This is a genomic window from Bacillus sp. NP157, assembly GCA_018889975.1.
Classification (GTDB): Bacteria; Pseudomonadota; Gammaproteobacteria; order Xanthomonadales; family Rhodanobacteraceae; genus Luteibacter.
The window spans coordinates 4252624-4264818 of the sequence record CP076546.1; the positions used below are offsets into that span (position 1 = coordinate 4252624).

Annotated in this window: 12 protein-coding genes; 5 read left to right on the plus strand and 7 right to left on the minus strand. The window is 67.8% G+C overall.

Annotated features, from left to right (window positions below; all coding sequences use genetic code 11):
* Nucleotides 1-5 precede the first annotated feature (5 nt).
* Nucleotides 6-2471: a membrane-bound PQQ-dependent dehydrogenase, glucose/quinate/shikimate family gene (locus tag KPL74_19240; protein ID QWT19868.1), complete on the plus strand. Its 2466-nt coding sequence runs from the start codon at nt 6-8 to the stop codon at nt 2469-2471.
* 171 nt (nt 2472-2642) lie between these two features.
* Here KPL74_19240 and KPL74_19245 read toward each other — a convergent pair whose 3' ends face one another.
* Nucleotides 2643-3857, minus strand: coding sequence for an MFS transporter (locus KPL74_19245; protein QWT19869.1), 1215 nt, complete (start codon nt 3855-3857; stop codon nt 2643-2645).
* Nucleotides 3858-3957: 100 nt separating this feature from the next.
* Between KPL74_19245 and KPL74_19250 the strand changes: the two genes are divergently transcribed.
* Nucleotides 3958-4725, plus strand: coding sequence for a helix-turn-helix transcriptional regulator (locus KPL74_19250; protein QWT19870.1), 768 nt, complete (start codon nt 3958-3960; stop codon nt 4723-4725).
* Here the strand turns inward: KPL74_19250 and KPL74_19255 are convergent.
* Nucleotides 4710-5222, minus strand: coding sequence for a gluconokinase (locus KPL74_19255; protein QWT19871.1), 513 nt, complete (start codon nt 5220-5222; stop codon nt 4710-4712). The genes KPL74_19250 and KPL74_19255 overlap by 16 nt on opposite strands.
* Here KPL74_19255 and ltaE point away from each other — a divergent pair.
* A complete protein-coding gene (gene ltaE, locus KPL74_19260; GenBank protein QWT19872.1) occupies nt 5206-6321 on the plus strand; it encodes a low-specificity L-threonine aldolase in 1116 nt (371 codons plus the stop codon). The genes KPL74_19255 and ltaE overlap by 17 nt on opposite strands.
* Here ltaE and KPL74_19265 read toward each other — a convergent pair.
* The 4 genes from KPL74_19265 to KPL74_19280 all read right to left on the minus strand — a co-directional run bounded on the left by KPL74_19265 (nt 6315) and on the right by KPL74_19280 (nt 9425).
* Nucleotides 6315-7088: an N-acetylmuramoyl-L-alanine amidase gene (locus KPL74_19265; GenBank protein QWT19873.1), complete on the minus strand. Its 774-nt coding sequence runs from the start codon at nt 7086-7088 to the stop codon at nt 6315-6317. The two genes, ltaE and KPL74_19265, sit on opposite strands and share 7 nt — an antisense overlap.
* Nucleotides 7085-7522, minus strand: a complete 438-nt coding sequence (locus KPL74_19270; GenBank protein ID QWT19874.1) for a hypothetical protein — start codon at nt 7520-7522, stop codon at nt 7085-7087. The genes KPL74_19265 and KPL74_19270 overlap by 4 nt, the downstream gene beginning before the upstream one ends.
* A 92-nt stretch (nt 7523-7614) precedes the next feature.
* Nucleotides 7615-8733: an AFG1 family ATPase gene (locus KPL74_19275; GenBank protein ID QWT19875.1), complete on the minus strand. Its 1119-nt coding sequence runs from the start codon at nt 8731-8733 to the stop codon at nt 7615-7617.
* Nucleotides 8730-9425 (minus strand): hypothetical protein, encoded by a 696-nt coding sequence (locus tag KPL74_19280; protein QWT19876.1) that lies wholly within the window; start codon nt 9423-9425, stop codon nt 8730-8732. The genes KPL74_19275 and KPL74_19280 overlap by 4 nt, the downstream gene beginning before the upstream one ends.
* Before the next feature lie 48 nt (nt 9426-9473).
* On the opposite strand from KPL74_19280, the gene KPL74_19285 reads away from it, so the two are divergent.
* Entirely contained in the window at nt 9474-10064 is a 591-nt protein-coding gene (locus KPL74_19285; protein QWT19877.1) for a DUF479 domain-containing protein, read from the plus strand.
* Between the two features lie 9 nt (nt 10065-10073).
* Here the strand turns inward: KPL74_19285 and KPL74_19290 are convergent, their stop codons facing one another.
* A complete protein-coding gene (locus KPL74_19290; protein ID QWT19878.1) occupies nt 10074-10607 on the minus strand; it encodes a c-type cytochrome in 534 nt (177 codons plus the stop codon).
* 325 nt (nt 10608-10932) lie between these two features.
* Here KPL74_19290 and KPL74_19295 point away from each other — a divergent pair, with 325 nt between their 5' ends.
* Nucleotides 10933-12192: an efflux RND transporter periplasmic adaptor subunit gene (locus KPL74_19295; protein ID QWT19879.1), complete on the plus strand. Its 1260-nt coding sequence runs from the start codon at nt 10933-10935 to the stop codon at nt 12190-12192.
* The last annotated feature ends 3 nt before the right edge of the window (nt 12193-12195 follow it).

A 12195-nucleotide genomic window follows, 5' to 3' on the forward strand; every position in this document is an offset into this window, starting at 1 on the left:
TCCCGGTGAGAAGGATACGTAGGTTCCATCCGGCGACGTTGTTCTCCGCGTTCGTCGTGGCGCTGGCCGGCGTGGCCATGCTGCTCGGGGGCATCCGCCTGTTCAACGATGGCGGCTCGCTGTATTTCCTCGTCGCCGGTGGCTGGTTGCTCCTGGTCGCCGTGCTGCTGTTGTTCCGGGCGCGTTTCGCGATCGCGCTGTACACGCTGTTCCTGCTCGGGACGGCTGGCTGGGCCGTCTGGGAAGTGGGCCTCGACTGGTGGCAACTGCTGCCGCGCCTCGATACCTGGTTCGCGCTTGGCCTGTGGCTATTGCTGCCATGGCCGCGCCGTGGACTTAGCCGCGACCCGTACATGGATACCGCGCGCGGTACCGGCGGCGGCTTCCTCTTCCTTGGCCTGTTGATCGTCGCGGTCGTCGGCCTCGTCGCCGTGGTCCGCCCCGTGCAAGATCTTGCGGGCGAATTGCCGATGGCCGATGTGTCGGGCCCGCAGGGTGACCGCGCCGCGCGCGCCGATGGCGACTGGACGGACTACGGCAGCTCGCCGTATGGCCAGCGCTATTCACCGCTCACGCAGATCACCCCGGACAACGCCGGGCAGCTCCAGGTGGCGTGGAAGATCCAGACGGGCGACCTGCCCGGCCCGGATGACCCGACCGAAACCACCGCCGAGAACACGCCGCTGAAGGTTGGCGACACCGTTTACCTGTGCACCCCACACAGCCGGGTCATCGCGGTCGACGCGGCCACCGGCGCGAAGCGCTGGGAGTACGACCCGAAGATCCAGAGTCCGGTCGGTTTCAAGCACTGGGAACACATGACCTGCCGCGGCGTGTCGTACCACGACGATGCCCGTTACGCCTCGGCGGTGATTCCCGCGCCGGCCACGACCGCTGCCGGCGCACCCGCGCCCGCGTCCACCGCGCCGCTGCCGGCCAACGTGCTGGCGCCCGGCACCTGCCCACGCCGCCTGTTCCTGCCGACCGCCGACGCGCGGCTCATCGCAATCAACGCCGACAATGGCCAGGTCTGCGACGACTTCGGCGACAAGGGCACGGTGAACCTGCGTGCGAACATCGGCTCGTTCAAGCCGGGTGGGTATTACTCGACGTCGCCGCCCGCGGTGACCAGGGACCTGGTGATCATCGGCGGCCACGTCACCGACAACGCATCCACCGACGAGCCGAGCGGGGTGATCCGCGCATACGACGTGCACGATGGCCACCTGGTCTGGAACTGGGATGCGGGACGCCCCGACGACACCGCGCCGATCGCGGCCGACGGCACCTATACACGTAACTCGCCAAACATGTGGTCGGTCTTCAGCGTCGACGAAAACCTCGGCATGCTTTACCTGCCGCTCGGTAACCAGACGCCCGACCAGTTCGCCGGCACCCGCACGCCCACGTCGGAGAAGTTCGGCGCCGGCATCGTGGCGCTCGACATCGCCACCGGCAAGGTGAAGTGGAACTACCAGTTCACCCACCACGACATCTGGGACATGGACGTGGGCGGGCAGCCGAGCCTCGTCGACCTCACCACGGACAGCGGCGTGAAGCCTGCGCTGATCGCATCGACCAAGCAGGGCAGCCTCTACGTACTCGATCGTCGCGACGGCACGCCGATCGTGCCTATCCGCGAGGTGCCCCGCCCGCAGGGTGCCGTCGCCGGTGACCATACGGCGCCCACGCAGCCGATGTCCGACATGAACATGGCGCCGCCCGACATGCGCGAGGCCGACATGTGGGGCACCACGCCGTTCGACATGTTGTGGTGCCGCGTGCGTTTCCGTTCGCAGCGTTACGAGGGGATGTACACGCCGCCGTCGCTGCAGGGTTCGCTGGTGTTCCCGGGTAACTTCGGCGTGTTCGACTGGGGCGGAATCTCGGTAGACCCGACGCGGCAGTTGTTGCTGGCGAACCCCAGCTACATGGCGTTCCAGTCGCGGCTGATCCCCAAGGAGAAGCTCGCGACGATGGAAGTGCATGAGTCGAAGAGCGAGACCGAAGGCATCAAGAACGTCGAGGGCATCCCCTATGCCATCGAGCTGTCGCCGTTCCTGTCGCCGCTTGGCATTCCCTGCCAGGCGCCGCCGTGGGGTTACGTCGCCGGCATCGACCTGCGCAGCGGCAAGGTGCTTTGGAAGCATCGCAATGGCACGATCGTCGACAGCGCGCCACTGCCGATCCCGATGCCGCTCGGTGTGCCCAGCCTCGGCGGCATGATGACCACGGCCGGCGGCGTCACCTTCCTCAGCGGCACGCTGGACAATTACCTGCGCGCCTACGACGTACGCACGGGTCGCAAGCTGTGGGAGGCACGGCTGCCCGCGGGCGGACAGGCGACGCCGATGAGCTATGCCGACGCAAGCGGTCGACAGTACGTGCTGGTCGTCGCCGGCGGCCATGGCTCGCTCGGCACCAAACAAGGCGACTGGGTCATCGCCTACGCCCTCCCCAAACCCATGTAGGAGCGCGCCTGCGCGCGAAAGCAAACTAACGTAAGGCCACGTCCAGGCGAGTGATCCAGGATCATGGAGTGATCCTCGATCATCGATGGATGCAAAATCATCGATGGATGCAAAATCATCGATCGACCAGGCCTGCGCGCGGGATAAAAAACATCGCGCGCAGGCGCGCTCCTACAGGGGGGAGCGGGGGCGATTGGGCAGGAACGCCGCGAGCAGGCCGATCAACGGCAGGAACGCGCACAGCTGGTACACCGCTTCGATGCCGATGTGATCGGCGAGTTCGCCGAGCACCGCGGCGCCGATGCCGCCCATGCCGAACGAGAAGCCGAAGAACAGCCCGGAGATCATCCCCACCTTGCCCGGCACCAGCTCCTGCGCGAACACCACGATGGCCGGGAACGCCGAGGCGAGGATCAGGCCGATGGCGACGGTCAGCGGCGCGGTCCAGAACAGGCTTGCGTAGGGCAGCAGCAGGGTGAAGGGCAGGGTGCCGAGGATCGAGAACCAGATGACCTTCTTGCGGCCGAAGCGATCGCCGATGGGGCCGCCCATCACGGTGCCCACGGCCACCGCGCCGAGGAAGACGAACAGGTGCAGCTGCGCGGTTTCGACCGACACGTTGAAGCGGTGGATCAGGTAGAACGTGAAGTAGCTGGTCAGGCTGGCCAGGTACACATACTTCGAGAAGATCAGCGCGAGCAGCACGGCGATGCCGCGCATGGCGTCGCGACCCGGCGGTGCGCTGTCGGCGTGCGCCGCATGCGAGGCCTTGAGCCGGACCAGGCCGTGGTGGCGGTACCACTGGCCGACGTTCCACAGGATCGCGCAGGAGAGCAGCGCGAGCAGGGCGAAGAAGGCCAGGCTCGACTGGCCCCAGCGCACCACGACCAGCGCCGCCGCGAGCGGGCCCAGTGCCTGGCCCGCGTTGCCGCCGACCTGGAACAGCGATTGCGCGAGGCCATGCTTGCCGCCCGAGGCCATGCGCGCCACGCGCGACGACTCCGGGTGGAACACCGACGAACCCATGCCGAGCAGGGCCGCGCCGAACAACAGGACGCCGTAGGCGTGCGCCTGCGAGAGCACCAGCAGGCCGGCCAGCGAGAACAGCGTGCCGCCGGGCAGGGCAAGCGGCGTCGGGCGACGGTCCGCATACAGGCCGACCAGCGGCTGCAGGATCGACGCGGTGATCTGGTAGGTCAGCGTGATCAGGCCGACCTGGCCGAAGTCGAGGTGAAAGTCGCTCTTCAGGCCCGGATAGATGGCCGGCAGGAGCGACTGCATCATGTCGTTGAGCAGGTGGCAGAAGCTGATGGCGAAGATGACGCCATAGACCGTGGGTGTCGCAGCGCGCGGAGGCTGCGCCGCCGCGTTGGCAGGGGCTTGCATGGACGTGGGTTCCGGGGGATCGGGATAGCGTATGAAACCACGGCCGGCGGTGTCCCGCGCTAGAATGTGGGTCAGAAGCCTTTGAGTCCGGGACATCGCCATGGCCGCGCCTGACGCCGTCGCTTTCGAAGCCACCCCGCGTGCCGTGATCTCGCGCGGCAACAGTTATCCGGCGTCGTTCGAGTTGGCCACCCACGAGCACCGCCGCGGCCAGCTGCTTTACGCCTCGGAAGGCACGGTCGCCGTGACCACGCCCTTCGGCGCATGGATCGCCCCACCCGAGCGTGCCGTGTGGATCCCGTCGTTCATCCCGCACTCCGTGCGGATGATCGGCGCCGTGCATACCCGCAGCGTCTACATCGAACCGACGGTCACCGGGGCGTTCGGCGAAGTCTGCCGGGTGATCGTGGTGTCGCCCTTGCTGCGCGCCTTGCTGGTCGAGGCGGCCGCGGTGCCGCTGACCTACGACGTGGCCGGTCGCGACGGCCTGCTGATGGCGCTGGTGGTGGAGGAAATCGCACGGGCGAAGCGCGTGCCGCTGGAACTGCCGCTGCCGACCCATCCCGGGCTGGCGGTGCGCTGCGCGGCCTTCTTCGAACGGCCCAGCATCACCGAAGGCATCGACGCGTGGGCGGCTGGCCTCGGCATGCACCGGCGCAGCTTCACCCGGCTGTTCCGCCGCGAGACCGGCATGAGCTTCGTGGCGTGGCGGCAGCAAGCCTGCCTGCTGTCGACCCTGCCGCGGCTCGCCGCTGGCGACGCGGTGACCGACGTGGCGCTGGACCTCGGCTACGAAAGCGCGACCAGCTTCTCGACGATGTTCCGTCGCGCGCTGGGCAAGCCGCCGTCGGGCTATCGCGCGGCCTGACGGGCCTGCGCGCAACCCGCGCGGATCACCTTCTCCACGATGCGGGCGGGCTCCTCGGTGACCTCCACCCGCAGGGCTTCCGCGGGCGAGGGCTCTTCCAGCGTGACCAGCTGGCTGTCGAGCAGCGCCGGGTTGAAGAAATGCCCGGCACGCTGGCCCAGCCGCTCGGCGAGCAGTTCGCGCGTGCCATGCAGGTAGACGAAGCGGACGTCGTCGTGGCCCTGCCGCAACACGTCGCGATAGCGTCGCTTCAGCGCGGAGCAGGCGATCACCAGCGAGTCGCCGCGGCCGCGGTGTTCGTCCATCACGGCGACGATCGCCTGCAGCCAGGGTTGCCGGTCCGCGTCGTCGAGCGGTATGCCGCTGGCCATCTTGTCGCGATTGGCCTGCGGATGCAGGCCGTCGCCGTCGACGAAGGGCAGGCCCAGCCGGGCCGCGATGTCGCCACCGACGGTGCTCTTGCCGCTACCGGAAACGCCCATGACGATCGTGATCATCGGCATAGCATGGCGTGCCGTGGGCCACGGAATCGTGAACGGGCTGGCGTACCATCCGTGGCTGGCCCCCGCGAATCCCCCAACCATGCGAACCATCGACCTGCGCAGCGACACCGTCACCCAGCCCACCGACGCCATGCGCGAAGCGATGCTGCGCGCCCCCGTCGGCGACGACGTCTATGGGGAAGATCCCACCGTCAATGCCCTGCAGGATCGGCTCGCCGCCGATCTCGGTTTCGCCGCCGCGCTGTTCGTGCCCACCGGCACGCAAAGCAACCTGCTGGCGCTGATGGGCCACTGCGAACGCGGCGACGAATACATCGTCGGTGCCGACGCGCATACCTATCGCTTCGAGGGCGGCGGCGCGGCCGTGCTCGGTTCGATCCAGCCGCAGCCGATCCCGCAGGCCGCCGATGGCACCCTGCCGCTGGACAAGGTCGAAGCCGCGATCAAGCCGATCGACCCGCACTTCGCCCGCTCGAAACTGCTCGCCCTGGAGAACACCTGGCACGGCCGCGCATTGCCTTTCGAGTACATGGCCGCCGCACGCGAACTCGCCACCCGGCGCGGCCTGGGCCTGCACCTCGACGGCGCGCGCCTCTACAACGCCGCCATCGCCTACGGTCGTCCCGCCCGCGACGTGGCCGCAGGCTTCGACAGCGTGTCGGTGTGCCTCTCGAAGGGGCTGGGCGCGCCGGTGGGCTCGGTGCTGCTCGGTGACGCGAAGCTGGTCGACCGTGCCCGGCGCTGGCGCAAGGTCACCGGCGGCGGCTGGCGCCAGGCCGGCATGCTCGCCGCCGCGGCGACCTATGCCCTCGACCACCACGTGGCCCGGCTCGCGGACGACCATGCGCGGGCCCGGCGCCTTGCCGACGCGCTCGCCACCATCGAGGGGCTGAGCCTGCAGGGGTGTCATACCAACATGGTGTTCGTCGACGTGCCCGCCCCGCGCCTGCCCGACCTCGCGAAGCACATGGCCGCGAAGGGCGTCCGCCTGAGCATCGGCTACCTGCCGTCGATCCGGCTCGTCACCCACCTGGACATCGACGACGAAGGTGTCGAACGGACCATCGACGCGTTCCGTACCTTCAGCTACTGACGCGGCGCCATCAGCTTGCGTTGCAGCGAGTAAAGGATCGCTGCATCGGTGGCGTCCAGCGTGTCGGTCTCAATCGCCCGGTAGTGGCGATGGAACGCGATGATCGCGTTGCGCGGATTGCCGACGTCGTAACCGACCAGCCGCATCGCGGCCAGGCTGTCGAACCCGGGCGGTGCCGGCACCAGCGTTGCGTCCGGCCACAGGCCGAAGCCGTAGCTGGCCAGCGTCGCCCACGGGAACTGCACGCTGGGATCGTCCTTGCGTCCCGGCGCGATGTCGCCGTGGCCGACGACGGCGGTGCGCGGGATGCCGAGCCGGGTCGTCACGTCGGCCAGCAGCCGGACGAGCGCTTCGATCTGCGGCTGGGTAAACGGCGAGTGGCCATCGTTGTCGATTTCGATGCCGATGGACGACGAGTTCAGGTCGGAATCGCTGCCCCAGCGCGATGCACCGGCGTGCCACGCGCGGTCGCCGTCATCGACCAGCTGGTCGATCCGGCCATCCATCTCGACCAGGTAATGCGCGCTCACCGGGCCGCCGCTGTTGCGCGACTTCAGCACGCGCAGCGAGGCGTCGGCATCGCCGATGGACGTATGGTGCAACACGATGAGCTGTGCCTTGCGGGCGTTATAGTTCGGCGACGGTGACCAGTGCGCGAGGGCGCTGCGTTGCGGCGCCACCCGGGGCCCGCTGGCGCAACCGGCCAGCGTGGCGACGAGCAGGGCGGCGACCGCAAGGCGAAGCCATCGGGCCGGCCGCGAACTCATTCGACGCGGAAGTCGCTGCTGGCGATCACCCAGGCGACGCGATCGCCACCGGCTTCGCCGATGTCGTCGCAGGTGGCGAACACGCACTGCAGGTCGATGCAATCGCGACCTTCGCTAAGCCATTCGGTTTCGTCGTCGATGACGATGCCGATGTTGTGCAGGGCGAACTTCACGTCGCGGATGTGGGCGTCTTTCAGTTCGATCGTTTCGTACATGAGCGACCCGCCCAGCACTTCGATGTCACACAGCTTGCCGTCGAGGTAGCGAAGGCGCAGCCAGTCGTCGCCGCCGACTTCGTATTCGTCTTCGTCGTCCCACATCGTTTCGTTGGGCTTGCCGAGCGCCTTGCGCACGGCATCGCGCGGCATGCCGAAGAAAATGTCGATGTCATCGCGACGAACACCGCGACCGGGGATCAGTTCAAGCTTTTCCATGGGCGTATCTCTTTTCGTGTGGCGCGGGAAGCCCGCCCGGAAATCATCTTTCGCCTGGCGTATCCGCGACAGGTGGTCGCGCCCACGCCAACTTAAGGTTTATGCTCACGGCCCAGGTAGTCTTCGCTCTGCATCTCTATCAGCCGCGACTCAGTTCGCCCAAATTCAGCGCGCACGCGCGTTCCGTCGTAGAGCTCCGTGATCGGCGCGGCGGCCGACACTGCCAACTTTACGTGGCGATCGTAGAACTCGTCCACCAGCAGGACGAATCGCTTCGCCTCGTTCTCGGTGTAATCGTTGAACTGCGGCACCCCGGAGATGATCACGGTGGGATAGCTGCGCGCCAGTTCGATGTAGTCAGGCACGGCGCGCGGCCCTTCGCACAGCGCGGCGAAGTCGAACCAGATGATGTCCGGCGCACGGCGACGCACCGGGATATCGCGGCCGTTGACCGCCAGCGTGCCGCCTTCCTCGATGTCGCCGTGGGCCTGGCCCGAAAAGATCTTCGCCAGCGATCGTTCGGATTCCTGACCGGGCGGCACGAGGTAGACCGACGCCTGGCTCAACGCGCGCAGGCGCCAGTCGCGTGCCGAGGCGATCTCATGCACGACGCAATGTTTCTCAAGCGCGGCGATCGCCGGCAGGAAGCGCGCGCGCTGCAGGCCGTCCTTGTACAGGTTGGCCGGCACGGTGTTCGACGTCGTTACGAGGGTGACGCCGCGTGAGAACAATCCATCGAGCAGTCCGGCCAGGATCATCGCGTCACCGATGTCGGTGACCATGAATTCGTCGAGGCAGAGCACGCGATACTTCGCCGCCATGCGTGCGGCGACTTCATCCAGCGGGTTTTGCCGCTCGCCCAGCTCGCGTAGCGTCGCGTGCGTTTCCTGCATGAAGCGATGGAAATGCCGACGCAGGGCGAGGCCGGGCGAGAGGCTGGAGACGAACAGGTCCATGAGGAAGGTCTTGCCGCGGCCGACGCTGCCCCACAGGTAAAGCCCGCGCACGGGTTCGCGCGCGGCGTCACCGCCGAGCATCGACCTGAGCCGGCCGAACAGACCGCTACCCTGGGCTTCGTCCGGCTTGCACAGCTCGCCGTGCAGGCGATCGAACTGGGCGATCACGGCCAGCTGCGCGGGATCGGATTCCCAGCGGTGGCCGGTCACGCCGTCCCGGTAGCGTTCGCCGGGCGTCAATTCCGTGCAGTTCATGCGACATCCGGTGCCGGCGGCCAGTCCTTCACGGCGTGCTTGATGGCGCCGCGCAGGTCCATGAGCCGCCGATGGAAGAAGTGGCTGGTGTCTTCCATCCGGACCAGCACCGGACGCTTGCCTTCGGGCAGGCCGTCGATCCAGTCGTACACGGCCTGCGGCTCGACGATTTCGTCGGCGTCGCCCATCACCACCAGCCAGGGGCAGGATGGCAGCTCGATCGGGCCGAAATCCCAGCCACGGCCCGCGGCGGGCGGCGCGATGCTGACCACGGCGTCCGCGCCCAGCGGCACCGCGCTGCGCAGGCTGACATAGCTGCCGAAGGAGAACCCGGCCAGCCACAGCTTCGCGCCGGGGCGGACCTTGCGCGCCCATGCCACCACGGTGGCCAGGTCGTCGCATTCGCCGTTGCCGTGGTCGAACTCGCCTTCGGAGCGGCCGACGCTGCGGAAATTGAAGATCACCGTGTCCACGCCGGACTCGCGCAGGGCGCGCTCGACCATGGTCACGACCTTGTTGTGCATGCTGCCGCCGTCGGTGGAGAGCGGGTGGCAGATCACGGCGATGGCCGGGCGGTGGCCTTCGGTGGCGGCCCTGGCCTCGCATTCCAGCTTGCCTGCGCGGCCGGGCAGCGCGAAGCTCAGCGTTTCGTCCGGGAAAGCGTCCGGCGCCGTAGGTAGAAGATCAGTCATGCCCGCCATGATACCCGTTGGCCCGCGGCCCCGTGCCGGAACCCCGTCGTGAACGTGCTCGCCCATGCCTTGCTGGCCGGCGGCGACGCGGGCCTGCGCCTGGGCGGCGTCATGGGCGACTTCGTCCGCGGCACGCCCGACCTGGCGCTGCCGCCGCGGGTGCGCGACGGGATCTACCTGCACCGGGCGATCGACGGCTATACGGATAGCCACCCCGCCGTGCGCGAGGCGCGCGAGGCCATGCCCCCGCCGTACCGGCGCTACGCCGGCATCCTGCTCGATGTCTGGTTCGACCATTGCTTGGCGCGGGACTTCGCCAGGTACTGCCCGACGCCGCTGCAGGCGTTTTCGGACAACCTGCGGGCGGAGATGCACGCCGCCGACGCCATCCTGCCGGACGGGCTGAAGCGCTTCCTCTCCTATATGGATACCCACGACCTCCCGGCCGGCTACGTGCGGCGGGAGCGGGTCGAGGGTGCGTTCGCCGGGCTGTCCCGGCGCCTGTCGCGGGCGAACCCGGTGGCCGAAGCGATGCCGCTACTGATCGGCCACGACGCCATGCTGCGGGCTACGTTCGAGACGTTTTTCCCGCAGCTTCAGGCGTTTGCAGTGGATTGGGTGGCAGCGCGGCCCGTCTAGGCCGCGTGCTTACTTGACCTGGTCGACCATCCACTTGACGGTGTTGCCGACCTGTTCGTCGGTGAGCGACGGGTTACCGCCCTTGGCCGGCATGTGGTTGCCGTCGGGGCCGGTGTAGCCCTCGATGGCGTGCTTGACCAGGGTGGCGCTGCCTTCGGCGATGCGGGCACCCCAGGCGCCCTTGTCGCCCAGCTTCGGCGCACCGGCCACGCCGGCCGTATGGCAGCTGTGGCAGAGGTTGTCGTAGATGGTCTTGCCGTCGGTGCTGCCACCGTAGGCGACCTGGGCGGCAGCGGCCTTCGCGGCGGCTTCCTGCGCGGCCAGCATGGCGGCGCGTCCGGTGTCGCCGGCGTAGACGCCGCCGACCGGGGCAATCCGCTGCTCGGTCCGCTTGGCGACCGCAGGGTCTTGTTCCTTGGGAATATTGTCGTAGATGACGTAGGCAACCACCATCAGGACGAGGGCGAGAAGACTTAAGCCGGCCGTGAGCCACGAGAATTGACGTACAAAGTTCTGGTCGGACTTGCTCGGAGAACCGCTCACGCATTGACTCCCATCGAGATTGGGTATGCCGGCCCCCTCCCCGGGATCCGGCGTGCCTGCCGCCTTGCGGCGCCTAACCGCCCGAGTATAACGGAACCTTCGATTTCGTCAGCGGTCCCTCGCCGGGCATCGCAAAACCCGCCCAGCGGCCCGGCACGCGTGCCGTCAGTCATGGTGTACCCCTGTCAACCGGCATTGTTCAATGCCGTTCCCCACCACCTATATTGTCGCCGCCGAACCTTAATGTTTTCCGGGTATAAAGCCCGCGGCGCACGCGCCCGGTCGCTATCGGTGCCGTCGACCGGATTCTCATCGGGAGTTTTACATGTCGCGTTTTTGGAAAATCGCGCTGGGTATCATCGTTGTTCTGGTGATCGCGGCCGTCGTCATCGTCCCACGGATGCACAAGGGTGGTGCAAACGCCCAGGAAGCGTCCGCCCAGGCCAATGGCGACGGGGAGGGCAAGGACCAGCCGCCCGTACCGGTCACCGTGGTGCCCGTCGTGGCGCAGGACGTGCCTGTCTACCTCAGTGCCACCGGCACGGTACAGGCGCGTAACCAGGTCACCGTGAGCCCGCAGGTGGGAGGCCAGCTGATGAAGCTGAACTTCACCGAGGGCCAGGAAGTGAAGCAGGGCGACGTGCTGGCGGAAATCGACCCGCGCACGATCCAGTCGCAATACGACCAGGCCACGGCCAAGCTCCGGCAGGACCAGGCCCTCTCGGCGACCGCGAAGAACAACCTCGAGCGCTCGCAGAACCTGGTCAGCAAGGGTGGACAGCAGTACGTGTCCAAGCAGGACCTGGACAACCTGAAGAACACCCTCGACCAGGCCGCCGCCACCGTCGTCGCCGACCAGGCCTCGATCCGCGCGGCGCAGGTGCAGCTCGGCTTCACCAAGGTCATCGCGCCGATCACCGGCCTGGCCGGCATCCGCGGCGTCGACGTGGGCAACATCGTCACCACGACCACCTCGATCGTGACGCTGACCGAGGTGCATCCGATCTATGTCACCTTCACCCTGCCGGAGAAGAACCTCGACATGGTGCGCACCGGCATGCGTGAGAACGCGGCCAACTCGCTGGGCGTCGACGCGCTCGACCGCATCGACGCGCACGTGGTCAGCAGCGGCAAGCTCGAGGTAATCAACAACACCATCGACACCACCACGGGCACGTTCCGCCTGCGCGCGCTGTTCGACAACCAGAACACCGAGTTGTGGCCGGGCCAGTTCGTCAATGCGCGCCTGAAGGTCCGCACCGTGGCCAACGGCCTGGTGATCCCGGCGCAGGCCGTGCAGCGCGGCCCGGACGGCGAGTACGTCTATGTGGTGCAGGGCGACAACACGGTGAAGATGCAGGCCGTGGAAACCGCCAGCGAAGTCGGCGACAGCCACGTCATGATCGGCAAGGGCCTGAAGCTGGGCGACAAGGTCGTCACCGAAGGCCAGTTCCGCCTGAAGCCGGGTTCCAAGGTGCAGCCGCTGGCCCCGGGCCAGGTGCCGGCCGCGCCGACGGCGGAAGAGCTGCAGAAAGACAAGACCAAGGGCCAGGGTCGCCAGGGCGGCGGTCGCCGCGGCGGCTAACCC

What these genes read in the sequence shown, in the direction of transcription:
- KPL74_19275 (QWT19875.1), bottom strand. Translation starts at nt 8,733, where the DNA reads ATGAACTGCACGGAATTGACGCCCGGCGAACGCTACCGGGACGGCGTG.
- KPL74_19265 (QWT19873.1), bottom strand. Translation starts at nt 7,088, where the DNA reads ATGAGTTCGCGGCCGGCCCGATGGCTTCGCCTTGCGGTCGCCGCCCTG.
- KPL74_19255 (QWT19871.1), bottom strand. Translation starts at nt 5,222, where the DNA reads ATGATCACGATCGTCATGGGCGTTTCCGGTAGCGGCAAGAGCACCGTC.
- KPL74_19245 (QWT19869.1), bottom strand. Translation starts at nt 3,857, where the DNA reads ATGCAAGCCCCTGCCAACGCGGCGGCGCAGCCTCCGCGCGCTGCGACA.
- KPL74_19270 (QWT19874.1), bottom strand. Translation starts at nt 7,522, where the DNA reads ATGGAAAAGCTTGAACTGATCCCCGGTCGCGGTGTTCGTCGCGATGAC.
- ltaE (QWT19872.1), top strand. Translation starts at nt 5,206, where the DNA reads ATGACGATCGTGATCATCGGCATAGCATGGCGTGCCGTGGGCCACGGA.
- KPL74_19250 (QWT19870.1), top strand. Translation starts at nt 3,958, where the DNA reads ATGGCCGCGCCTGACGCCGTCGCTTTCGAAGCCACCCCGCGTGCCGTG.
- KPL74_19295 (QWT19879.1), top strand. Translation starts at nt 10,933, where the DNA reads ATGTCGCGTTTTTGGAAAATCGCGCTGGGTATCATCGTTGTTCTGGTG.
- KPL74_19280 (QWT19876.1), bottom strand. Translation starts at nt 9,425, where the DNA reads ATGACTGATCTTCTACCTACGGCGCCGGACGCTTTCCCGGACGAAACG.